The following is a 22,316-nucleotide window of genomic DNA, read 5'->3' as shown; positions in this document are numbered from 1 at the left end:
TCATCTCCACCACACTCCCGCGCAATGACGCGCACCTGCGCCCGCGCGCACGCACGCGCAGGTCAGAGCATCCCTCCCGCCTGTCCCGAAGGACGTATCAACCATGGCCGCCACCCCGCAGAACCCTGCCTCCGCGCAGCAGCCTGCCACCGCGACTCCCCGCCGCAAGGTGAGCCGTCACCGCGGCGAGGGACAGTGGGCCGCGGGGCACTTCACTCCGCTCAACGGCAACGAGCAGGTGAAGAAGGACGACGACGGTCTCAATGTGCGGACACGCATTGAGACGATCTACTCCAAGCGCGGTTTCGACTCGATCGACCCCAGCGACCTGCGCGGCCGGATGCGCTGGTGGGGTCTGTACACCCAGCGCAGGCCCGGGATCGACGGCGGCAAGACCGCCGTCCTGGAGCCGGAGGAGCTGGACGACGAGTACTTCATGCTGCGGGTGCGCATCGACGGCGGGGCGCTGACGACCCGGCAGCTGCGGGTGATCGGCGAGATCTCCCAGGAGTTCGCGCGCGGCACCGCCGACATCACCGACCGGCAGAACGTCCAGTACCACTGGATCCGGGTCGAGGACGTCCCCGAGATCTGGAACCGGCTGGAGGCCGTCGGCCTGTCCACGGTCACCGCCTGCGGCGACACCCCCCGCGTGATGATCGGCTCCCCCGTCGCCGGCATCGCCGAGGACGAGATCATCGACGGCACCCCGGCGCTGGAGGAGATCAAGCGCCGCGTCCTGGGCAACAAGGCGTACTCGAACCTGCCCCGGAAGTTCAAGACGGCCATCTCCGGCTCGCCCGTCCTCGACGTGGTGCACGAGATCAACGACGTGGCGTTCGTCGGTGTCCGCCACCCCGAGCACGGGCCGGGCTTCGACCTGTGGGTCGGCGGCGGACTGTCCACCAACCCCAAGCTGGGCGTGCGGCTGGGCACCTGGGTGCCGATCGAGGACGTCCCCGACGTCTACGAGGGCGTCCTGTCGATCTTCCGCGACTACGGCTACCGCCGGCTGCGCAACCGCGCCCGCCTGAAGTTCCTGGTCGCCGACTGGGGTGCGGAGAAGTTCCGCCAGGTACTGGAGGACGAGTACCTCCACCGCAGGCTGACCGACGGTCCGGCGCCCGAGCAGCCGGCGCAGCGGTGGCGCGACCACATCGGTGTGCACCGCCAGAAGGACGGCCGCTTCTACGTCGGTTTCGCCCCGCGCGTCGGCCGCGTGGACGGCACCACGCTCACCAAGATCGCCGACCTCGCGGAGGCCCACGGCTCGGGCCGGGTGCGGACCACCGTCGAGCAGAAGATGATCATCCTCGACGTCGAGGAGGACCGGGTCGACTCCCTCGTGGAGTCCCTGGAGGCGCTGGACCTCAGCGCGAGGCCCTCCCCGTTCCGGCGCGGCACGATGGCCTGCACCGGCATCGAGTTCTGCAAGCTCGCCATCGTCGAGACCAAGGCGCGCGGCGCCTCGCTGATCGACGAACTCGAGCGCCGCATCCCGGACTTCGACGAGCCGATCACCATCAACCTCAACGGCTGCCCGAACGCCTGCGCCCGTATCCAGGTGGCGGACATCGGTCTCAAGGGCCAGCTGATGCTCGACGAGCAGGGGCGGCAGGTCGAGGGCTACCAGGTGCACCTCGGCGGCGCGCTCGGCCTGGAGGCCGGCTTCGGCCGCAAGGTGCGCGGTCTGAAGGTCACCGCGGACGAACTCCCCGACTACGTCGAGCGGGTCCTCAAGCGCTTCCAGGAGGAGCGCGAGGACGGCGAGCGGTTCGCGGCCTGGGTCGGCCGCGCGCCGGAGGAGGCCCTGTCGTGAGCGAGCGTGCGGCTCCGTTCCACTGCCCCTACTGCGGGGACGAGGACCTGCGTCCCGGGGAGCAGGGCCACGGCGCCTGGGAATGCGGCGCGTGCAACCGAGCCTTTCAGCTGAAGTTCCTCGGGCTGCTCGCCCGGGGGCTCGAGCGATCCGACACGGGAGGGGACCGGACATGACGACTGTTCAGGACGAGCGCACCGCCGAGGACCTGAAGGCGCTGGCCGAGCAGGCGGGCCGGGACCTGGAGGACGCCTCCGCGCCGGAGATCCTCCGGTGGGCCGCCGAGACCTTCGGCAAGCGGTTCTGCGTGACCTCCTCGATGGAGGACGCGGTGGTCGCCCACCTCGCCTCCCGCGCACTGCCCGGCGTCGACGTGGTGTTCCTCGACACCGGCTACCACTTCCCGGAGACCATCGGCACCCGCGACGCGGTGGAGGCCGTGATGGACGTGAACGTCATCACGCTGACCCCGCGGCAGACGGTCGCCGAACAGGACGCGGAGTACGGCCCGAAGCTGCACGACCGCGACCCCGACCTGTGCTGCAGGCTGCGCAAGGTCCGGCCGCTGGAGGAGGGTCTGAAGGGCTACGCGGCCTGGGCGACCGGCCTGCGCCGCGACGAGTCCCCGACCCGGGCGAACACCCCGGTCGTCGGCTGGGACGAGAAGCGGCGGAAGGTGAAGATCTCCCCCATCGCGAAGTGGTCACAGGAAGATGTGCAAGCGTACGTCGACGAGCACGGCGTCCTCACGAACCCGCTGCTGATGGACGGCTATGCCTCCGTGGGCTGCGCGCCCTGCACCCGGCGGGTGCTGGAGGGCGAGGACGCGCGCGCCGGCCGCTGGGCGGGCCGCGCCAAGACCGAGTGCGGGCTGCACGGCTGACATGACGACCGCCGGACCATCGAGATTCAGGGAGAACCACGTGACGACCGGAGCCACCGTCTGGCTCACGGGTCTGCCGAGCGCAGGCAAGACCACCATCGCCCACGAGCTGGCGGGCCGGCTGCGCGAGCAGGGCCGCCGGGTCGAGGTGCTCGACGGCGACGAGATCCGCGAGTTCCTCTCCGCGGGCCTCGGCTTCGCCCGCGAGGACCGGCACACCAACGTGCAGCGCATCGGCTTCGTCGCCGAACTGCTCGCCCGTAACGGCGTCACCGCGCTCGTCCCGGTCATCGCCCCGTACGCGGACAGCCGGGACGCGGTCCGCAAGCGGCACGAGGCGAACGGCACGCCGTACGTCGAGGTGCACGTGGCGACCCCGGTCGAGGTGTGCTCGGTACGCGACGTGAAGGGCCTGTACGCCAAGCAGGCCGCGGGTGAACTCACCGGGCTGACCGGTGTGGACGACCCGTACGAGGAGCCCGAGACGCCCGATCTGCGGATCGAGTCGCAGAACCAGACCGTGCAGGAGTCCGCGGCGTCGGTGCACGCCCTGCTCAGCGAAAGGGGACTTCTGTGAGCGACGCACGCGCGGCCACTCAGCCGCGGACGACCACGAAGGCCGCACCTCTGCGCCGCGCGGGCGGAGAAGCGAACGAAAGGGGCGCAGCATGACGACCGTCGCCACCGTCGAAGAGGGGACGGAGAACCCGTACGCCCTCTCCCACCTGGACGCCCTCGAGTCCGAGGCGGTACACATCTTCCGCGAGGTGGCGGGCGAGTTCGAGAAGCCGGTGATCCTGTTCTCCGGCGGCAAGGACTCCATCCTCATGCTGCACCTGGCGCTGAAGGCGTTCACCCCGGCGCCGGTCCCGTTCTCGCTGCTGCACGTCGACACCGGGCACAACTTCCCCGAGGTCCTCGACTACCGCGACCGCACGGTCGCGAAGCACGGACTGCGGCTGCACGTCGCCTCCGTGCAGGACTACATCGACCGCGGGGTGCTGAAGGAGCGCCCGGACGGCACCCGCAACCCGCTGCAGACCGTGCCGCTCACCGAGAAGATCCAGAGCGAGAGGTTCGACGCCGTCTTCGGCGGCGGACGCCGGGACGAGGAGAAGGCCCGCGCGAAGGAGCGGGTGTTCTCGCTGCGCGACGAGTTCTCCCAGTGGGACCCGCGCCGCCAGCGCCCCGAGCTGTGGAACCTGTACAACGGCCGGCACGCCCCCGGTGAGCACGTCCGCGTGTTCCCGCTCTCCAACTGGACCGAGCTGGACGTCTGGCAGTACATCGCCCGCGAGGGCATCGAGCTCCCGGAGATCTACTACGCGCACGAGCGCGAGGTGTTCGCCCGCAATGGCATGTGGCTGACCGCCGGCGAGTGGGGCGGCCCGAAGGACGGCGAGAAGGTCGAGAAGCGGCTGGTGCGCTACCGGACCGTGGGCGACATGTCCTGCACCGGCGCGGTGGACTCCGACGCCGACACCATCGAGAAGGTGATCACCGAGATCGCCGCCTCCCGGCTCACCGAGCGCGGTGCCACCCGCGCCGACGACAAGCTCTCCGAGGCCGCGATGGAAGACCGCAAGCGCGAGGGGTACTTCTAACCATGAGCACCATCACGAGCGAGGAGCTCGCGGCCACCACGCTGCTGCGGTTCGCCACCGCCGGTTCCGTCGACGACGGCAAGTCCACCCTGGTGGGCCGGCTGCTGCACGACTCCAAGTCGGTCCTCACCGACCAGCTGGAGGCCGTGGAGCGGGTGTCGGCGAGCCGGGGCCAGGAGACGCCCGACCTGGCGCTGCTCACCGACGGCCTGCGGGCCGAGCGGGAGCAGGGCATCACCATCGACGTGGCCTACCGCTACTTCGCCACGCCCCGGCGGCGGTTCATCCTCGCCGACACCCCGGGCCACGTGCAGTACACGCGGAACATGGTCACCGGCGCCTCCACGGCCGAGCTGACCGTGATCCTGGTCGACGCCCGCAACGGCGTCGTCGAGCAGACCCGCCGGCACGCCGCCATCGCCGCCCTGCTGCGGGTGCCGCACGTCGTGCTCGCCGTCAACAAGATGGACCTGGTCGACTACCGGGAGCCCGTGTTCGCGGCGATAGCCGAGGAGTTCACGGCGTACGCGACCGAGCTCGGCGTTCCCGAGGTCACCGCGATCCCGATCTCGGCGCTGGTCGGCGACAACGTGGTGGAGCCGTCCGCGCACATGGACTGGTACGGCGGGCCGACGGTCCTTGAGCACCTGGAGACCGTCCCGGTCAGCCACGACCTGGCGCACTGCCACGCGCGGCTGCCCGTGCAGTACGTGATCCGGCCGCAGAGCGCCGAGCACCCGGACTACCGGGGCTACGCGGGCCAGATCGCCGCGGGCACCTTCCGGGTCGGCGACGAGGTGACCGTGCTGCCGTCCGGGCGGACGACGACGGTCACCGGGATCGACCTGCTGGGCGAGCCGGTCGACACGGCCTGGACGCCGCAGTCGGTGACGCTGCTGCTCGCCGACGACATCGACATCTCCCGCGGTGACCTGATCGTCCCCAGCAAGGACGCGCCGGCCACCTCGCAGGACGTCGAGGCCACCGTGTGCCATGTCGCCGACCAGCCGCTGACCGTCGGCCACCGGGTGCTGCTCAAGCACGGCACCCGCACCGTCAAGGCGATCGTGAAGGACATCCCGTCCCGGCTGACGCTGGACGACCTGTCGCTGCACCCGCACCCCGGGCGGCTCACCGCCAACGACATCGGCCGGGTGAAGATCCGTACCGCCGAGCCGCTGCCCGCCGACTCCTACGCGGACTCGCGGCGCACCGGTTCGTTCATCCTCATCGACCCCAGCGACGGCACCACGCTCACCGCCGGCATGGTCGGTGAGTCCTTCGCCGCACCGGAGCCCGTCAAGGACGAGGCCGGGGACGACGGGTGGGACTTCTGAGCATGAACCCCACCGACTTCTACTCCGGGTTCGCGAAGGAGGGCGGCCGCGTCGGCAGCGGATTCCTCGGCAGCGGCCAGGGGGGAGTGGACCGATGTGCGCGATGACGCGGACGCACCGCCCGGGCGCCCCCGCCCCCCGCCGCCGTAGACGAAAACCCGCCGACTTCCCGGCCACGGCCTGAGAGACCGTGACCGCCGGGCCTCCGAGAGGAACACCTCCCGTGCCTGCCACATCCGCCTTGCGCCGTGCCCTCGCGGTCATGGCCGTGCTCCCGCTGCTCGCCCTGGCCGCCTGCGGCTACGGCTCCCAGGCCAAGGACGACGACACCGTGAAGGTCGCCGCGGGGGCGAAGAAGGTCGACGGTCTCGACTCCGTCAGGATCGGCTACTTCGGCAACCTCACGCACGGCACCGCGCTGGTGGGCAACAAGAAGGGCCTGTTCCAGAAGGCGCTCGGCGCCACGGAGGCGAAGTACGCCGTCTTCAACGCGGGGCCGTCGGAGATCGAGGCGCTCAACTCCGGTTCCCTAGACATCGGGTTCATCGGCCCGTCCCCCGCCGTCAACGGCTACACCAAGTCGGGCGGCAGGAACCTGCGGATCATCGGCGGTTCGGCGTCCGGCGGGGTGAAGCTCGTGGTGGACCCGGACAGGGTGAAGTCACTGAAGGACGTCAGGGGCAAGCGGATCGCCACCCCGCAGCTGGGCAACACCCAGGACGTCGCGTTCCTCAACTGGGTCGCCGAGCAGGGCTGGGAGGTCGACCCCCAGAGCGGCAGGGGCGACGTCACGGTCGTCCGCAGCGACAACAAGGTCACCCCGGACGCGTTCAGGGCCGGGTCGGTCGACGGCGCCTGGGTGCCGGAGCCGACCGCGTCGAAGCTGGTCGCCGAGGGCGGCAGGGTGCTGCTGGACGAGGCGACGCTGTGGCCGGACGGGAAGTTCGTGATCACGAACATCATCGTGCGCCAGGAGTTCCTGGCGGAGCACCCGAAGGCCGTCGAGGCGGTGCTGAAGGCGTCCGTCGAGACCAACCGGTGGATCAACGCCCATCCGGACGAGGCGAGGACCGCCGCCAACGAGCAGCTGGCGGCCGACTCCGGCAAGGCGCTGCCCGCCGAGGTGCTGGACCCGGCGTGGGAGTCGATCGGGTTCACCGACGACCCGCTGGCCGCCACGCTCGGCGCCCAGGCGGAGCACGCCGTCGAGGCGGGCCTGCTGGAGCGGCCCGACCTGGCCGGCATCTACGACCTCACGCTGCTCAACGAGGTCCTGGAGGCCGCCGGTGAGCCCACCGTCGACGACGCCGGACTCGGCGCCGAATAAGCCCGGATCACGAAGAGTCCCCAGGAGGTGACGACCATGGGCACGACCCTCGCCAAGGCCGCCGACGGCATCGGGGCGGCCACGCACGCCGCCCGGATCGAGCATGTCTCGAAGTCGTTCGCGGGCCCCGCCGGACAGCAGCTCGTGCTGGACGACATCACCCTCGATGTCGCGCCCGGTGAGTTCGTCACCCTCCTGGGTGCCTCGGGCTGCGGCAAGTCCACGCTGCTCAACCTGGTCGCGGGGCTCGACCGCCCCACGGCCGGCACGATCGCCACGGACGGGCGGCCGGCCCTGATGTTCCAGGAGCACGCCCTCTTCCCGTGGCTGACCGCGGGCAAGAACGTCGAACTCGCCCTGAAGCTGCGGGGTGTGCAGAAGAACGAGCGCCGCGAACGGGCCGAGGAGCTGCTCGAGCTCGTCCGGCTGAAGGGCGCGCACGGCAAGCGGGTGCACGAGCTGTCCGGCGGTATGCGGCAGCGGGTGGCGCTGGCCCGGGCGCTCGCCCAGGACAGCCGGCTGCTGCTGATGGACGAGCCGTTCGCGGCCCTGGACGCCATCACGCGGGACGTGCTGCACGACGAGCTGACCCGGATCTGGCGCGAGACGCGGCTCTCCGTCCTGTTCGTCACGCACAACGTGCGCGAGGCCGTCCGGCTCGCGCAGCGGGTGGTGCTGCTGTCCTCCCGTCCGGGCCGGATCGCCCGCGAGTGGACGGTGGGCATTCCGCATCCGCGCCGCATCGAGGACACCGCCGTGGCGGAACTGTCCGTCGAGATCACCGAAGAACTCCGTGGGGAGATCCGCCGTCATGGCCAGCACTGAGACGACCGCGAAGGACAAGGACGGGGGCGACCTCGCCGGTCTGGAGGCGGGGCTCGACGCACTGGAGACGGTGCAGACCGGACGCAAGCCGCTGCGGCAGACCTTCGTGGAGAAGATCCTGCCGCCGGTCGTCGCCGTCGCGCTGGTGCTGGCGGTGTGGCAGGCCCTGGTCTCCTTCAAGATCGTCGACGATCCGACCAAGCTGCCCTCCCCGGGCGCCGTGTGGGACGTCGTCCGCCGGGCGTGGCTCCAGGGGGAGCTGCTCGGCTACATCTGGACCAGCGTCTCGCGCGGTCTGCTCGGCTTCCTCTTCGCGCTGCTGATCGGCACCCCGCTGGGGCTGCTGGTGGCGCGGGTGAGGTTCGTGCGCGCGGCGATCGGGCCGATCCTGTCCGGTCTGCAGTCCCTGCCGTCGGTGGCGTGGGTGCCGCCGGCGGTGATCTGGCTGGGTCTGAACAACCAGATGATGTACGCCGTCATCCTGCTCGGCGCGGTCCCCTCGATCGCCAATGGCCTGGTCTCCGGCGTCGACCAGGTGCCCCCGCTGTTCCTGCGGGCCGGCCGGACGCTGGGCGCGACGGGGCTGAAGGGCACCTGGCACGTCGTGCTGCCGGCCGCGCTGCCGGGCTATGTGGCGGGTCTGAAGCAGGGCTGGGCGTTCTCCTGGCGTTCGCTGATGGCCGCGGAGATCATCGCGTCCTTCCCGGACCTCGGCGTGGGACTCGGCCAGCTCCTGGAGAACGGCCGCAACGCCAGCGACATGGCCATGGTCTTCGAGGCCATCCTGCTGATCCTGACCGTCGGTATCGCCATCGACCTGCTGATCTTCAGTCCGCTGGAGCGGTGGGTGCTGCGCAGCCGCGGTCTGCTGGTGAAGGGCTGAGGGACACCATGCGCCGTCCGGTACTTCTCGTCGTCGCCCACGGCAGCCGCGACCCGCGGCACGCCGCCACCGTGCACGACCTGGTGCGGCGGGTGCGGTCGCTGCGGCCGGGGCTGCGGGTGGAGACCGGGTTCCTGGACTTCAACGTCCCCTCCGTCAAAGGGGTGCTGGAGTCCCTGGACGCGGAGGGCGTCCGCGACGTGGTCGCCCTCCCGCTGCTGCTGACCCGCGCCTTCCACGCCAAGGCGGACATCCCCGCGGTGCTGGCCCAGGCACCGCCCCGGCTGCGGATCCGCCAGGCCGAGGTGCTGGGCCCGTCCCCGCTGCTGCTGTCGGCGCTGGAACGCCGGCTGTACGAGGCGGGCCTGACGCCCGCCGACAAGTCCTCGACCGGGGTCGTCCTGGCCTCGGCGGGGTCCTCCGACCCGGAGGCGATCGCGGTGATCGCAGCAATCGCGCGGGAGTGGCGGCACACCGGTTGGTGCGCCGTGCGGCCTGCGTTCGCCTCCGCATCCCTGCCCCGCACCGAGCAGGCGGTAAGCGAACTGCGCGCCCTCGGCTGCGCGCGCGTCGCCGTCGCGCCGTACGTCCTGGCCCCCGGCTTCCTCCCGGACCGGATCGCCCGGGGCGCGGCCGGAGCGGACGTCCTCGCGGACGTGCTGGGCCCGGCGCCGGAGGTGGCGCGGGTGCTGCTGGAGCGGTACGACGAGGCGCGGGTGCCGCTGCTCGCGGCGGTCGGCGCCTGACCTCACTCCCCGGTGAGTTCGACGAGCCTCACCACGGTGTTCCAGTTGCGGCTGGTGGCGACGACGCCCTTGGTGATGCGGGGCCTGGCCAGGTGCTCGGCGAGTCTGGAGCGGCCCAGGCCGTCCGGGGCGTACAGGTAGAGTGCGCGGTCGCCCAGCCGGAACTCCTCGGGCCGGTACGCCTCCGGGTCGATCCCGGCGAAGCGCTCGGGGGTGACGGGCGCGGAGAAGTACGTGACGTGGAGCTGCCTGGGCTCCAGTTCGTCGGCCGGGTACGGGCAGGCCTCGACGATCCCCTTCAGATAGGCGTGGTCGCGCACGATCACGTCCACGGGGAAGCCGAAGTGCCGCTCGATCGCCGCCGACAGCCCGGCGGCCAGTGACTCCTCGTCGCCGTGCGCGGCGGTGAACACGGCCTGGCCGCTCTGCAGATGGGTGCGCACCCCGTCGTGACCGAGCCCCTCCACGAGGGTGCGCAGTTCGGCCATCGGCACCTTCCTGCCGCCGCCCACGTTGATGCCGCGCAGCAGCGCCGCGTATCTCGTTGCCATGCGCACACCCTAGGACGGCCGTCGTACCCCCCGCACCGGAACCCTGATCACCGGCCCCGGCGTCCCCGGACAGGTGTAGGGGGCCGCTGTCCTCCCCAGTGGGGAGGAGGCGGGCGCCGATGGGATGACCCGGGGTTCCCGAGCTTCACCGGACAGCACGACGAGACGGTCTTATCCGGCCCCTACCTTCGAAAGTGTCAGGTGGCGGCAGGGGGTCGCTGCCGAACACGAGGGAGCGAGCCCGTCATGGGGAACGGAGAATCACGGGTGCGGGGCCTCGCCGCACGGGCCGGCGGCTGGAGCGCCCGGCACCGCTGGGCGGCCGTCGGCATCTGGGTGCTGTTCGTCGTGCTGGCGATGGGACTCGGTTCGGCCGCGGGCCGGGTCGACGTCGGCGACAGCGATCAGCTCAAGGGGGAGACCAGCACCGCCGCCCGCATCATCGAGGACGCCGGCATCGAGGAGCCGGTCGGTGAGACCGTGCTGATCCAGGCCCGGGACGGCGGTCCGAAGGCCACGGACGCCGCGTTCAGGTCGGCGGTCACCGCGGTCGTCACGGCGGTGGAGCGGACCGGCGAGGTCACGGACGTCACCTCGCCGTACGAGAGCGGCACCCTCTCGAAGGACGGGCGCAGCGCGCTGGTCCGGTTCGACGTGCGCGGCGACCCGGACACCGCCGGTGAGCGGATCGAGCCGGTGCTGAAGGCCGTGGAGGAGGTGCAGAAGGACCACGAGTCGCTGCGGATCGAGGAGATCGGCGGCGCCAGCATGATGAAGACGTTCGACGACGCGTTCGGCGACGACTTCAAGAAGGCCGAGTACTCCGCGGTGCCGGTGGCCCTCGGCATCCTGCTGATCGCGTTCGGCGCGCTGGTGGCGGCGCTGCTGCCGGTGGCGCTGGCGATCACCGCGATCATGGCGACGATGGGCCTGATGGGCCTGGTCAGCCATCTGCAGCCGATGAGCGAGACCGCGAACTCGGTGATGCTGCTGGTGGGCCTGGCCGTCGGCGTCGACTACTGCCTGTTCTACCTGCGCCGCGAACGTGAGGAGCGGGCGGCCGGACGGGACGCGCGGACCGCGCTGCGGATCGCCGCCGCCACCAGCGGCCGCGCGATCGTGGTCTCCGGTGTCACGGTCTGTGTGGCCATGGCGGGCATGCTGTTCACCGGGCTCGCCGAGTTCGAGGCGATGGGTCTGGCCTCGCTGATGGTCGTGGCGGTCGCCATGGTCGGTTCCGTCACCGTCCTGCCCGCGCTCCTCTCGCTGCTGGGCGAGCGGGTCGAGAAGGGCCGCGTGCCGTTCCTGCGCCGGCGGCGCACCGGCGGCAGCGGTGACAGCCGGTTCTGGTCGGCCGTACTGGAGCGGGTGCTCGCCAGGCCGGTGCTGTCGGTCGTGGTGGCGACCGGTGCGCTGCTGGCGGTGGCCGCTCCGGCGGTCGGGATGAAGACGCAGAACCTCACGCTGGACCAGGAGTTCGGCGACTCGCTGCCGATCGTGCAGACGTACAACCGGGTCAACGACGCCTTCCCGGGCGGCTCGGAGCCGGCCGAGGTGGTCGTCGAGGCGGACGACATCAACGCGCCCGAGGTGCGGTCCGCGCTCGCCGCGTTCCGTGAGCGGGCGATCAGTTCGGGGGCCTCGCGCGGTCCGGTCGAGATCAAGCTGCACGACCAGCGGAACGTCGCGTTCGTCCACGTCCCGCTGGTGGGAGGCTCCGACCAGGACAAGGCGGGCGAGAGCCTGGACAAGCTGCGCGACGAGGTACGGCCCGCCACGCTCGGCGAGGTCGACGGCGTCGAGGCGCCGATCACCGGGCAGGTGGCCGGTTCGAAGGACTTCAACGACCAGCTGGTCGGCTCCGTCGTCCCGGTCTTCGCCTTCGTGGTGGTCTTCGCCTTCCTGGTGATGCTGCTGTCGTTCCGCTCGCTGACGGTCGCGATCACCTCGATCGTGCTGAACCTGCTGTCGGTGGGCGCCGCGTACGGCATCCTCGTGGCGGTCTTCCAGCACGGCTGGGGCGCGTCCCTGGTGGGCGCGGAGGGCGTCGGCGCGATCATCACCTGGCTGCCGCTGTTCCTCTTCGTGATCCTGTTCGGCCTGTCGACGGACTACCACGTGTTCGTGGTCTCCCGGATCCGCGAGGCCCGGCTGCGGGGCCGCACGACGCGGGACGCGGTCCGGCACGGTGTGGTCACCACGGCCGGTGTGGTCACCAGTGCCGCGATCATCATGGTCGCCGTGTTCGGGATCTTCGGGACGCTGTCCATGCAGTCCATGAAGCAGATGGGCGTCGGTCTCGCGGCGGCGGTGCTCATCGACGCGACGATCATCCGGGGAGTGCTGCTGCCCGCGGTGATGACGCTGCTCGGCGAGCGCAACTGGTACCTGCCGAAGTGGCTGGACCGGATGCCCGACCTGACCCACGACGAGTCGCCGGAGGCGGTGGCGCCGCCGGCGGCACGGGACGACGAGGGCGAGCGGGTGCCGGTGTGATCCGGTAGCGCGACGAGGGCCCGGCGGGTTTCCGCCGGGCCCTTCTCACAACTGCGGGCAATCGTGCCGCAGGGCGGCACGGGTGGGCGGTGGGGGTACCTCCCGCTCGAGCGGAGCCGAGAGTGGGGGAGGCACCCCGCAAGCGCCGGGCCGCGCGACCCGCCCCGCCCGCAGCCACGTCAGCGCCTCGTAGGCAGCTCCGCCTCGATGAGGTCGGCCGCCCTTCGGGTGCCGCCCTCCTCCGCCATGTCGGCCTGGATGTCCTTCAGCCGCCGCGCGACCTCCGGGTCGTCCACCAGGGCGAGGGCCGCCGCCCTCAGTACCTCCGCGTTCGCCTCGCCGGCCGGAACATGCCGAGCCACCCCCAGCCCCTGGAGCATGTCCGCGTTGCCGAACTGGTCCACGGCCTGCGGGACGGCGATCATCGGCGTGGCCGTGGCCAGCCCCTCCTGGCTGCCGCCGGCCCCGGCATGGGTGACGAACAGGTCAGCCTGCCTGAGGATCGCGAGCTGCGGCACCCAGGACCGCACCTCGACGTTCTCCGGCACCTCCCCCAGCTCGGCGCGGCCGACGTGCCTGCCGACCTGGAGCACCAGGTGCCAGCCGGGCAGGCCGCCGAAGGCCTTGACGCACTCCCGGTAGAAGGCCGGCTGCTTGGTGAAGGACGACCCGAGCGACACCAGGACGACCTTCTCGGCGCCGGCGGGCCGCTGCCAGTCGCCCTCGGCGCCGCGGTCGCCCTGGCAGGCACCGACGAAGGAGTACACGCTCTCGTCGACCCGGTCGGCGTGGGGCTGCAGCGCCTTGGGGATCAGGACGATCGAGCGGTCCGGGCGGCCCGCGAAGTCGTCCGGGTGCAGGGTGATCCCGTTCTCCTCGAGCCAGGAGCGGAAACGGGCGTAGTACGCCTGCCCCCGCTCGGTCTTCTTCGGCTCCTCCCACATCGGTTCGGCGACCTCCGCCTCGTACCCGTCCCAGGCGACGAGGTTCGGCGAGAGGGAGACGGCGGGCACGCCCCAGCGGTGGGCGAGCACGCGGGCCGGGTAGGAGGTGATGTCGTGCAGGACGAGGTCGGGGGTGTCGCCCTCGTAGGCCGCGATGAGCTGCGGAAGCGCCTGGACGGCGTCGTCGAGGAACGGCTCCACGTTGTCCAGCAGGGTGGTGCCCCAGGCCTCCGGGTCGTCGTCGGGGCCCGGCAGCGTGCTGTTCCACGGCTTGGGTTCGGCGCCCGTGGCGGCGACCTTCTCGGCGAACAGCGGCGGGATCGCGTACGTGACCCGGTGGCCGCGCGCCACCAGCTCGCGGATCACCTCGAGGCTCGGGTTCACGTGGCCGTGGGCGGCGATGGAGAACATGGCGATGTGAGCGGGACTGGTCATGACCGGACCATAGACGAGACGATACGTCTCGTGCAACGGGTTATCGGGCGGTCGCGCTCAGCGCCGGCAGCGGGCCGGGACCGGATCACCGTCCTCCTCCAGCCGCTCGCACAGCCCGTCCGGACCGGCCGCCCCGCTGCGGTACTCCCGGAGCGCCGGGGCGGCCACCTCGCCCTTCCGCTCCGGATCGCCCCGTGCGGTCCGCGCGGGGGCCGGGCGCGGAGGCGTGGCGAGCGCGGTGCCGGGCGTCGGTGACGAGCACGCGCGGTTCCCGGAGGAAGGGCACGCCCGCGGCCGGGCGCGCGGGGCGCGGATCTCCTCGCCTCGGTCACCGATGTCAGGGAGTCATCCCTTCTGCGCGGCGCGGGCGGGCCCGGTCATGGCCGTGCAGGCGTTCCGCCTCGTCGAGGCACCGCGCGCACCGCCGCCACCGGCGCGAATGCGACACTGGCCGACGGATGGCCGGACACCGGCGGCCGGACGGGGCCGGTGAGCGGGCGTGGACGGACACGGAGGCGGACGGATGGACGAGGCACGGGCGCGGGAGATACTCGCGGCGGCGGGGGTGCTGCCCGGCGCGGCGGCGGACGCGCGGCTGCTCGCCCTCGGTGAGAACGCGGTGTTCGCCGCCGGTGACCTGGCCGTCAAGGTGGGCCGGGACGCCGAGCTGCTGGAGCGGGCCCGCCGGGAGCTGGCCGTCGCGGAGTGGCTGGCGGAGGAGGGCGTGCCGGCGGTGCGGGCGGCCGAGCCGGAGGCGCTGCTGGTCGAGGGGCATCCGGTGACCGTGTGGCACCGGCTGCCGGAGCCCGTGCGGCCCGCCGGCCCCCGGGATCTGGCCGAACTGCTGCGGCTGGTCCACGCGCTCCCCGCTCCCCCGTTCGCGCTGCCGCCCCGCGAGCTGCTGGACGGTGTGGAACGCTGGCTGCGGCTGGCGGGCGACGCCGTCGACCCCGCGGACGCGGCGTACCTGCGCGAGCGGCGTGACGGTTTCGCCTCGGCCGCGGCGGCGCTGACGCCCCGTCTGCCGCCGGGCACCGTCCACGGGGACGCGCTGCCCCGCAACGTGCACATCGGGCCGGACGGGCCGGTCCTGGTCGACCTGGAGACCTTCTCGGCCGATCTGCGCGAGCACGACCTGGTGGTCATGGCCCTCTCCCACGACCGCTACGGGCTGCCGGACGAGGCGTACGCGTCCTTCACCGCCGCCTACGGCTGGGACGTGCGCGCCTGGGAGGGCTGCTCGGTGCTGCGCGGCGCGCGGGAGACCGCCAGCTGCGCCTGGGTCGCCCAGCACGCGCCGGGCAATCCCAGGGCGCTGGCCGAGTTCGAACGCCGGGTGGCGTCGCTGCGGGACGGCGACGAGACCGTGCGCTGGTACCCCTTCTGACCCCGGACCGCCGGACGCGTCAGACGCGCCCGCCCACCGGCTCCCGCAGCGGCCAGGTGCCGTCGATCACCGCGGTGGCGTCGCCCTTGCGGCGCAGGAAGTCCTGGAAGTCCGCCGCCCACCGCGCGTACCACTCGATCTGCCGGTGGTGCAGTTCCGCCGGATCGAGGGCCGCGACCTCGGGGTGGCGGACGGCTATCGCACAGGCCAGCCGGGCCGCGGCGAGGGCGTCGGCGGTCGCGTCGTGCGCCGCGTCGAGGACGACGCCGTACTCCGCGCAGACCGCTTCGAGGTTGCGCTTGCCGCGCCGGTAGCGGTCGACGGAACGGTCGATGGTGTACGGATCGATGACCGGTGCGGGATCGACGCCGCCCAGACGGTCGCGCAGGGACGGCAGTCCGTACCGCCGCAGTTCGGCGGAGAGCAGGCTCAGGTCGAAGGCGGCGTTGTAGGCGACCACCGGGACGCCCCTCTTCCAGTGGGCGGTGAGGGTGCCGGCGATGGCGTCGGCGACCTGGGCGGCGGGACTGCCCTCGGCGGTCGCCCGCTCGTTGCTGATGCCGTGCACCGCCACGGCGTCCTGCGGGATGGGCACGCCCGGGTCGGCCAGCCACTCCCGGCGGTCCGTCGGCTCCCCCGCCCTGACCTCGATCACGGCTCCCGTGACGATCCGTGCCTCGCGCGGGTCGGTCCCCGTCGTCTCCAGGTCGAAGCCGATCAGCGGCTTCCGGTGCCAGCCCATGGACTGCCCCCTTCTGTGTGGTGCGTTCCCCCAGTGGTTCCCACCTTCGCACGCACCACTGACAATCAGAGGATCGCGTTCCGCTTACCGGCCTCTCCCCGGGGCGTTCAGGACACCGGCCGCGAATCCGCCCACATCAGCTCGAACTCCTCGCGATAGGTGGGGAACAGCCCGCCCTCCTCGACCTCGCCCGGCTTGACCACGTTGGCCGCGTTGCGCAGGACCAGTACCGGCGCCTCCATGCCCCGGGTCCGGCGCAGGTGGTTCTGCACGACCGCGACGCCGTCCGACCCGTCCCCGTCCACGAGGTAGGCGGTGCAGCGGGGCGTCTCGTCGTAGACCTGGATCTCGAAGGCGCCGGGGTCGCGCAGCCGGGAGCGGACGCGGCGCATGTGGAGGATGTTCATCTCGACGCTGCGGCCGAGCTCGCCGCGCTTGAGGCCGAGCTCGCGCTCGCGGCGCTTGACCGCGCTGGAGGCCGGGTTCAGGAACAGCAGCCGCACCCGGCAGCCGGACTCCGCCAGCCGCACCAGCCGGCGCCCGGAGAAGTTCTGCACCAGCAGGTTGAGGCCGATGCCGAGGGCGTCGAGCCGGCGGGCCGCGCCGAAGATGTCCTCGGCCGGGAACTGGCGCAGCAGCCGCACCCGGTCCGGGTGGACGGCGACCACGTCGGCGTACCGGTCGCCGACCAGGTCCTCGACCGCGTCGACGGGCAGCCGGCGCGCGGACGGCACGTCGCCGCCGGCGCCGAGCATCTCAAGGAGTCGCGCTGAGGCCCGCTCGGCCTGGCTGAGGACCGCCTCGGACAGCGCGCGGTTGCGGGAGACGACGTTCCGGGTGACCTCCAGCTCGTCCAGGGCGAGTTCGACGTCCCGGCGGTCGTCGAAGTACGGCTCGAAGCAGGGCCAGTGCGCCACCATCAGCTCGCGCAGCTGCGGCAGCGTGAGGAAGGACAGCACGTTGTCGTCGGCCGGGTCGAGCAGATAGCCCTTGCGGCGGCTGACCTCGCGCACCGCGACCGCGCGCTGCACCCACTCCTGCCCGGCGGGCCCGGCGGCGGCGACCACCCAGTCGTCGCCGTGCACGGGCTCGTAGATGGGGCGCAGGACGGCGGCCACGACCGCGCGCAGCCGCTGCTCGACGAGGTTCAGCCAGATGTAGGCGCGCCCGGCCCGCTGGGCGCGGGTGCGCACCTCGCGCCAGGCGTCGGCGCCCCAGTCCAGCTCCGGCCCGATCGAGCCCGCGTCCATCGGCCGTGCCAGGGACACCGCACCGGGCGGGACGTCCGTGGAACTGCTCCCCTCGTGACCGTCGTCACCCGGGGGCAGTTCCAGCCCTCCCGCGCCCACCCGCGTACCGCCTTCCGCTCCCCCGAGCACTCCCGTCCCGACGATCAAGGAGAGTACTCCGCCAGCGGTGCACGGTGCAGCCCGATGGACAGGGTCGTTTCCCAACTTCCCGCATTCACCGGACCGTTCCGCCCCGAGGACCCCCGGGAGTGAGCGGATTCATAGCGGGATCGGCGGCGGACGCGGGTCATCGGAGCCGGAGGCCTGGGTAGAAGGTGATTCCCGTCCTTTCGGGGAGACACGGAAACACTCGGAGCCAAGGCGCCCCACCGGCGCCGTACACCTGAAAGAGTCGTGTCCATGCAGGTCTGGCCTGGCGAGGCGTATCCGCTCGGTGCCACGTACGACGGCGCCGGAACGAATTTCGCGGTCTTCACGGAAGCCGCGGACCGAGTAGAGCTGTGTCTGCTGCACGACGACGGCTCCGAGACCGCGGTCGAGCTGCGCGAGAGCGACGGGTTCGTGCGGCACGCGTACCTGCCCGGGGTGATGCCCGGGCAGCGGTACGGCTTCCGCGCGCACGGGCCGTACGCCCCCGAGCGGGGGCTTCGCTGCAATTCCGCGAAGCTGCTGCTCGACCCGTACGCGCGTGCGATCAGTGGCTCGATCGAGTGGGGCGAGGAGGTGTACGGCTACCACTTCGACGACCCCGGCCGGCGCAACGACCTCGACTCGGCGCCCCACACGATGACGTCGGTCGTGGTCAATCCGTACTTCGACTGGGGCGACGACCGGAGCCCCCGTACGGAGTACCACCACACGGTGATCTACGAGGCGCACGTCAAGGGCCTCACCATGCGCCATCCGGGGCTGCCGGAGGAGCTGCGCGGCACCTACGCGGGCCTCGCGCACCCGGCGGTGATCGAGCACCTGACCGAGCTGGGGGTGACGGCGCTGGAGCTGATGCCGGTGCACCAGTTCGTCAACGACCACCGCCTGGTGGACATGGGCCTGAACAACTACTGGGGCTACAACACCATCGGGTTCTTCGCCCCGCACAACGCCTACGCGTCCTGGGGCGACCGGGGCCAGCAGGTGCTGGAGTTCAAGTCGGCGGTGAAGGCGCTGCACGAGGCGGGGATCGAGGTGATCCTCGACGTGGTCTACAACCACACCGCCGAGGGCAACCACCTGGGTCCGACCCTGTCCTTCAAGGGCCTCGACAACCCCTCGTACTACCGGCTGACCGACGACCCCCAGTACTACATGGACACGACGGGCACCGGGAACTCCCTCCTCATGCGGTCCCCGCACGTACTGCAGATGATCATGGACTCGCTGCGGTACTGGGTCACCGAGATGCACGTCGACGGGTTCCGCTTCGACCTGGCGGCGACCCTCGCCCGGCAGTTCCACGAGGTGGACCGGCTGTCGTCGTTCTTCGACCTGGTGCAGCAGGACCCGGTCGTCTCCCAGGTGAAGCTGATCGCCGAGCCCTGGGACGTCGGGGAGGGCGGCTACCAGGTGGGCAACTTCCCGCCGCTGTGGACCGAGTGGAACGGCAAGTACCGCGACACCGTGCGGGACCTGTGGCGGGGCGAGCCGCGCGCGCTCGCGGAGTTCGCCTCCCGGCTGACCGGCTCCTCCGACCTGTACCAGGACGACGGACGGCGCCCGCTGGCCTCGATCAACTTCGTGACCTGCCACGACGGCTTCACGCTGCACGATCTCGTGTCGTACAACGACAAGCACAACGAGGCCAACGGCGAGGACAACCGGGACGGCGAGAGCCACAACCGGTCCTGGAACTGCGGTGCCGAGGGCGGCACCGACGACCCGGAGGTGCTGCGGCTGCGGGCCCGGCAGATGCGGAACTTCATCGCCACGCTGATGCTCTCCCAGGGCGTGCCGATGATCAGCCACGGCGACGAGGTGGCCCGCACCCAGCGCGGCAACAACAACGCCTACTGCCAGGACAACGAGCTGGCCTGGCTGGACTGGCCCGTGCCCGGCGGGGAGGAGGAGGGCGGGGAGGACCCGCGCCGGCGGCTGCTGGAGTTCACCCGCGCGATGGTGTGGCTGCGCAAGGACCATCCGGTGTTCCGGCGGCGCCGCTTCTTCCACGGCCGGCCGGTGGAGGGCACCCACGACGACCTCTCCGACATCGCCTGGTTCACCCCCGAGGGCGCGGAGATGACCCAGCGGGACTGGGACTCCGCGCGGGCGTCGGCGCTGACGGTGTTCCTCAACGGCAACGCGATCTCCGAGCCCGGGCAGCGCGGGGAGCGCATCACCGACGACTCGTTCCTGCTGATGTTCAACGCCTCCCCCAAGCCGCTGGACTTCGTCGTGCCGGTCGACCACGGCCCGCAGTGGCGGGTGGTCGTCGACACCGCCCGCGCGGACGGCGTACCGCCGGGCACCGGTCCGAAGGTGACGGCCGGCACCCGGCTGACGCTGGCCGACCGGAGCATGACGGTGCTGCAGCGGCCGGCGTAGCGACACGTCCGGCGCGCCGGGCACACCCGGCGCATCCGGCACAGCACGGAACCACCCGTCCGGGCGGCGGGTGGTTCACCGGGAGGAGCGATGACACGAAAGGCGGCCACGCGGGTACGTAGGTTCCCATGACCTCTGAGCGACCTGACCCGGCGGTGCCCACGGCCACCTACCGGCTGCAGCTGCAGCCCGGCTTCCCGTTCGGCGCGGCGGCGGACGCCGTGCCGTACGTGGCCTCGCTCGGCGTGTCCCACCTGCATCTGTCGCCCGTGCTGGAGGCCGTGCCCGGCTCGCAGCACGGCTACGACGTGGTGGACCACACACGCGTGCGCGAGGAACTGGGCGGCGAGGAGGGCCTGCGGGAGCTGGCGCGCACCGCGCGGGAGCACGGTCTCGGCCTGGTCCTGGACATCGTCCCCAACCACATGGCGATGTCCCCGCGGCACAACCGGGCCCTGTGGGAGGTGCTGCGCGACGGCCCCGCGTCGCGCCGCGCGCGGTGGTTCGACATCGACTGGGAGGCGCAGGGCGGCCAGGTGCTGCTGCCGGTGCTCGGGGGGCCGCTCGGCCAGGAGGCCGGGCACCTGAGGACGGACGGCGACGTGCTGCGCTACCACGACCACGTGTTCCCGCTGCGCGAGGGGACGGCCGGGCTGCCGCTGCCGCAGCTGCTGGACGCGCAGTGGTACCGCCCCGTGTGGTGGCGCCTGGCGCGGACCGAGCTGAACTACCGGCGCTTCTTCAGCATCTCCGAGCTGATCGGGGTGCGGGTGGAGGATCCGGAGGTGTTCGAGGCCACGCACGCCAAGATCCTTCAGCTGCTCCGGGAGGGCGTGATCGACGGGCTGCGCGTCGACCACCCCGACGGGCTCGCCGACCCCGGCGCCTATCTGCGGCGGCTGCACGAGGCCACGGGCGGACGGTGGACGGTGGTGGAGAAGATCCTCGCCGACGGGGAGCGGCTGCCCGCCTCCTGGCCGGTCGCCGGCACCACCGGCTACGACGCCCTGCGGCACGTGGACGGGCTGTTCACGGACCCGGCGGGGTCCGGGGAGCTGCTCGGCCGGTACCGGCGGTTCGCGGCCCCGCGGACGGACCGGGGCGGCGACTGGGACGCCACGGTGCGGCGGGCCGCGTACGAGGTGCTCACGCACGAGCTGGCCACCGAGGTGGACCGGCTGACCCGGGTGGCGAGCCGGCTGTGCGCGACCGCTCCGGAGACCGGGCTGCGCGACCGCGCGCCCTGGGCGCTGCGCACCGCCCTGCGGGAGCTGCTGGTACGGCTGGAGGTGTACCGCCCCTACGCCTCCGTGGACGCGGCCGGTGTGGTCACCGAGGAGGCCGCCGCCGAGGCCCGGCTCGCCTTCGCCGTCCCCGAGGAGGCCGGGGCGGTGGACGTCGTGCGGGACCTGGTGCTCGGGCGGTACGGGGACGGGGCGGAGTACGTGGAGTTCCGTACGCGGTTCGCGCAGACCGCGTCGGCGCTGCGGGCCAAGTCCGTGGAGGACACGGCGTTCTACCGCTACGTGCCGCTGCTGTCGGCGACGGAGGTGGGCGGGAACCCCGGTGACCCGGCGGTGTCCCCGGAGCGGTTCCACGCGTACTGCGCGCGCGTGCAGCGCGACTGGCCGTCGACCGGGACGGTCGTCTCGACCCACGACACCAAGCGCAGTGCCGATGTGCGGGCGGCGCTCCAGGTGCTCACCGAGTGCCCGGAGCGCTGGGCGGACGTCGTGGCGGAGGTCACCCGCGCGGGCGAGGGCGTGCCGGACGCGCAGCTGGCGTGGGCGGCCTGGCAGACGGTGTTCGGGCTCGGCCCGGCGGAGGAGGAGCGGGTTCAGGGGGCGCTGCTGAAGCACGTGCGGGAGGCGGGGCTGCACACGAGCTGGACGGAGCAGCAGCCGTCGTACGAGGAGGCGGTGGCGCGGTTCGTGGCGGCGGGGCCGTGCGGGGCGCCGGGCGGGCGGGTGACGGCGCTGCGCGCCTCGCTGGGGGCGCACATCCGGGCGAACGTGCTGGGCACGGCGCTGGTCCAGCTGACGATGCCGGGGGTGCCCGACCTCTACCAGGGCACGGAGCACGAGTACCGGGCGCTGGTCGACCCGGACAACCGGCGGACCGTGCGGTTCACGGACGACGGGAGCGGCAAGGAGGCGGTGACGCGGGCGGCACTGCGGCTGCGGGCGCGGCGGCCGGACGTCTTCGGTGCCAGGGCGTCGTACGACCCGCTGCCGGCCGAGGGCCCCGCGGCCGCGCACTGCCTCGCGTTCGTGCGCTCCGGCGAGGTGCTCACCGTCGTGACCCGCCTGTCGCTGCGCCTGGAGGAGGAGGGCGGCTGGCGTGACACACGGCTGCCGCTGCCCCGGGGACGGTGGGTCGGGGTGCTGGAGGCCGGACGGGAGTTCACCGGGCACGTACGCCTGGACGAGCTGCTCGGGCGGTCACCCGTGGCACTGCTGGAACGGCTCCCGGACCGGCCCGCGCCCGAAGTGCCGCACGGCGGGCTTGCCGTATCGTCTTCATGACGCATCGAATGAGTGTTTGGTGGG

General features: G+C 72.2%; 18 protein-coding genes. 14 read left to right on the top strand and 4 right to left on the bottom strand.

Features of this window, described 5'->3' with window-relative positions; genetic code table 11:
• Nucleotides 1-103 precede the first annotated feature (103 nt).
• The 10 genes from ACFY3N_RS10730 to ACFY3N_RS10685 all read left to right on the top strand — a co-directional run bounded on the left by ACFY3N_RS10730 (nucleotide 104) and on the right by ACFY3N_RS10685 (nucleotide 9,424).
• Nucleotides 104-1,819 (top strand): nitrite/sulfite reductase, encoded by a 1,716-nt coding sequence (locus ACFY3N_RS10730; RefSeq protein ID WP_390816264.1) that lies wholly within the window; start codon nucleotides 104-106, stop codon nucleotides 1,817-1,819.
• Entirely contained in the window at nucleotides 1,816-1,995 is a 180-nt protein-coding gene (locus ACFY3N_RS10725) for a hypothetical protein (RefSeq protein WP_149547040.1), read from the top strand. The genes ACFY3N_RS10730 and ACFY3N_RS10725 overlap by 4 nt, the downstream gene beginning before the upstream one ends.
• Complete coding sequence (locus ACFY3N_RS10720) at nucleotides 1,992-2,702, top strand: phosphoadenylyl-sulfate reductase (RefSeq protein WP_390816263.1); 711 nt, start codon at nucleotides 1,992-1,994, stop codon at nucleotides 2,700-2,702. The genes ACFY3N_RS10725 and ACFY3N_RS10720 overlap by 4 nt, the downstream gene beginning before the upstream one ends.
• Nucleotides 2,703-2,742: 40 nt before the next feature.
• Nucleotides 2,743-3,279, top strand: coding sequence for an adenylyl-sulfate kinase (gene cysC, locus ACFY3N_RS10715; RefSeq protein ID WP_390816262.1), 537 nt, complete (start codon nucleotides 2,743-2,745; stop codon nucleotides 3,277-3,279).
• A gap of 91 nt (nucleotides 3,280-3,370) precedes the next feature.
• Nucleotides 3,371-4,306, top strand: a complete 936-nt coding sequence (cysD, locus tag ACFY3N_RS10710) for a sulfate adenylyltransferase subunit CysD (RefSeq protein ID WP_390816261.1) — start codon at nucleotides 3,371-3,373, stop codon at nucleotides 4,304-4,306.
• 2 nt (nucleotides 4,307-4,308) lie between these two features.
• Nucleotides 4,309-5,643: a sulfate adenylyltransferase subunit 1 gene (locus ACFY3N_RS10705; RefSeq protein WP_390816260.1), complete on the top strand. Its 1,335-nt coding sequence runs from the start codon at nucleotides 4,309-4,311 to the stop codon at nucleotides 5,641-5,643.
• 223 nt (nucleotides 5,644-5,866) lie between these two features.
• The gene (locus ACFY3N_RS10700) at nucleotides 5,867-6,970 is read left to right on the top strand and encodes an aliphatic sulfonate ABC transporter substrate-binding protein (RefSeq protein ID WP_390816259.1); all 1,104 of its coding nucleotides are present in this window, start codon (nucleotides 5,867-5,869) and stop codon (nucleotides 6,968-6,970) included.
• Nucleotides 6,971-7,006: 36 nt separating this feature from the next.
• Nucleotides 7,007-7,795: an ABC transporter ATP-binding protein gene (locus tag ACFY3N_RS10695; RefSeq protein WP_390816258.1), complete on the top strand. Its 789-nt coding sequence runs from the start codon at nucleotides 7,007-7,009 to the stop codon at nucleotides 7,793-7,795.
• Nucleotides 7,782-8,678 (top strand): ABC transporter permease, encoded by an 897-nt coding sequence (locus ACFY3N_RS10690; protein WP_390816257.1) that lies wholly within the window; start codon nucleotides 7,782-7,784, stop codon nucleotides 8,676-8,678. Before ACFY3N_RS10695 ends, ACFY3N_RS10690 begins: the two co-directional genes overlap by 14 nt.
• 8 nt (nucleotides 8,679-8,686) lie before the next feature.
• The gene (locus ACFY3N_RS10685; protein WP_390816256.1) at nucleotides 8,687-9,424 is read left to right on the top strand and encodes a sirohydrochlorin chelatase; all 738 of its coding nucleotides are present in this window, start codon (nucleotides 8,687-8,689) and stop codon (nucleotides 9,422-9,424) included.
• A gap of 2 nt (nucleotides 9,425-9,426) precedes the next feature.
• Here the strand turns inward: ACFY3N_RS10685 and ACFY3N_RS10680 are convergent, their stop codons facing one another.
• Complete coding sequence (locus ACFY3N_RS10680) at nucleotides 9,427-9,975, bottom strand: DUF1697 domain-containing protein (RefSeq protein WP_390816255.1); 549 nt, start codon at nucleotides 9,973-9,975, stop codon at nucleotides 9,427-9,429.
• Between the two features lie 246 nt (nucleotides 9,976-10,221).
• Here ACFY3N_RS10680 and ACFY3N_RS10675 point away from each other — a divergent pair, with 246 nt between their 5' ends.
• On the top strand, nucleotides 10,222-12,471 hold the full coding sequence (locus ACFY3N_RS10675) for an MMPL family transporter (RefSeq protein ID WP_390816254.1): 2,250 nt from the start codon (nucleotides 10,222-10,224) through the stop codon (nucleotides 12,469-12,471).
• A gap of 179 nt (nucleotides 12,472-12,650) precedes the next feature.
• On the opposite strand, the gene mgt is transcribed toward ACFY3N_RS10675, so the two are convergent.
• Nucleotides 12,651-13,850 (bottom strand): macrolide-inactivating glycosyltransferase, encoded by a 1,200-nt coding sequence (gene mgt, locus ACFY3N_RS10670; RefSeq protein ID WP_390816253.1) that lies wholly within the window; start codon nucleotides 13,848-13,850, stop codon nucleotides 12,651-12,653.
• A 523-nt stretch (nucleotides 13,851-14,373) separates the two neighbouring features.
• Here mgt and ACFY3N_RS10665 point away from each other — a divergent pair.
• Nucleotides 14,374-15,237, top strand: coding sequence for a phosphotransferase (locus ACFY3N_RS10665; protein ID WP_390816252.1), 864 nt, complete (start codon nucleotides 14,374-14,376; stop codon nucleotides 15,235-15,237).
• Nucleotides 15,238-15,256: 19 nt separating this feature from the next.
• On the opposite strand, the gene ACFY3N_RS10660 is transcribed toward ACFY3N_RS10665, so the two are convergent.
• Both ACFY3N_RS10660 and ACFY3N_RS10655 read right to left on the bottom strand, forming a co-directional pair.
• Nucleotides 15,257-15,979, bottom strand: coding sequence for a 3'-5' exonuclease (locus ACFY3N_RS10660; protein WP_390816251.1), 723 nt, complete (start codon nucleotides 15,977-15,979; stop codon nucleotides 15,257-15,259).
• Between the two features lie 107 nt (nucleotides 15,980-16,086).
• Nucleotides 16,087-17,358, bottom strand: a complete 1,272-nt coding sequence (locus tag ACFY3N_RS10655; protein ID WP_390816464.1) for an SAV2148 family HEPN domain-containing protein — start codon at nucleotides 17,356-17,358, stop codon at nucleotides 16,087-16,089.
• 270 nt (nucleotides 17,359-17,628) lie between these two features.
• On the opposite strand from ACFY3N_RS10655, the gene glgX reads away from it, so the two are divergent.
• Together glgX and treY are read left to right on the top strand one after the other, a co-directional pair.
• Nucleotides 17,629-19,767, top strand: coding sequence for a glycogen debranching protein GlgX (gene glgX, locus ACFY3N_RS10650; RefSeq protein WP_390816250.1), 2,139 nt, complete (start codon nucleotides 17,629-17,631; stop codon nucleotides 19,765-19,767).
• A gap of 128 nt (nucleotides 19,768-19,895) precedes the next feature.
• Complete coding sequence (treY, locus tag ACFY3N_RS10645; RefSeq protein WP_390816249.1) at nucleotides 19,896-22,292, top strand: malto-oligosyltrehalose synthase; 2,397 nt, start codon at nucleotides 19,896-19,898, stop codon at nucleotides 22,290-22,292.
• Nucleotides 22,293-22,316: the final 24 nt, after the last annotated feature.

This window comes from Streptomyces sp. NPDC000348 (assembly GCF_042898795.1).
In the GTDB taxonomy this organism is placed as follows: domain Bacteria; phylum Actinomycetota; class Actinomycetes; order Streptomycetales; family Streptomycetaceae; genus Streptomyces.
Note: the sequence above shows the minus strand (reverse complement) of the source record. Positions and strands in the feature narration are given on the sequence as shown.

Bases quoted from the DNA above. Each gene is read 5' to 3' on its own strand.
- ACFY3N_RS10690 (WP_390816257.1), top strand. From the start codon at position 7,782: ATGGCCAGCACTGAGACGACCGCGAAGGACAAGGACGGGGGCGACCTC.
- ACFY3N_RS10660 (WP_390816251.1), bottom strand. From the start codon at position 15,979: ATGGGCTGGCACCGGAAGCCGCTGATCGGCTTCGACCTGGAGACGACG.
- ACFY3N_RS10720 (WP_390816263.1), top strand. From the start codon at position 1,992: ATGACGACTGTTCAGGACGAGCGCACCGCCGAGGACCTGAAGGCGCTG.
- ACFY3N_RS10665 (WP_390816252.1), top strand. From the start codon at position 14,374: ATGGACGAGGCACGGGCGCGGGAGATACTCGCGGCGGCGGGGGTGCTG.
- ACFY3N_RS10705 (WP_390816260.1), top strand. From the start codon at position 4,309: ATGAGCACCATCACGAGCGAGGAGCTCGCGGCCACCACGCTGCTGCGG.
- ACFY3N_RS10680 (WP_390816255.1), bottom strand. From the start codon at position 9,975: ATGGCAACGAGATACGCGGCGCTGCTGCGCGGCATCAACGTGGGCGGC.
- mgt (WP_390816253.1), bottom strand. From the start codon at position 13,850: ATGACCAGTCCCGCTCACATCGCCATGTTCTCCATCGCCGCCCACGGC.
- cysD (WP_390816261.1), top strand. From the start codon at position 3,371: ATGACGACCGTCGCCACCGTCGAAGAGGGGACGGAGAACCCGTACGCC.
- ACFY3N_RS10675 (WP_390816254.1), top strand. From the start codon at position 10,222: ATGGGGAACGGAGAATCACGGGTGCGGGGCCTCGCCGCACGGGCCGGC.
- ACFY3N_RS10685 (WP_390816256.1), top strand. From the start codon at position 8,687: ATGCGCCGTCCGGTACTTCTCGTCGTCGCCCACGGCAGCCGCGACCCG.
- ACFY3N_RS10695 (WP_390816258.1), top strand. From the start codon at position 7,007: ATGGGCACGACCCTCGCCAAGGCCGCCGACGGCATCGGGGCGGCCACG.
- treY (WP_390816249.1), top strand. From the start codon at position 19,896: ATGACCTCTGAGCGACCTGACCCGGCGGTGCCCACGGCCACCTACCGG.
- ACFY3N_RS10730 (WP_390816264.1), top strand. From the start codon at position 104: ATGGCCGCCACCCCGCAGAACCCTGCCTCCGCGCAGCAGCCTGCCACC.
- glgX (WP_390816250.1), top strand. From the start codon at position 17,629: ATGCAGGTCTGGCCTGGCGAGGCGTATCCGCTCGGTGCCACGTACGAC.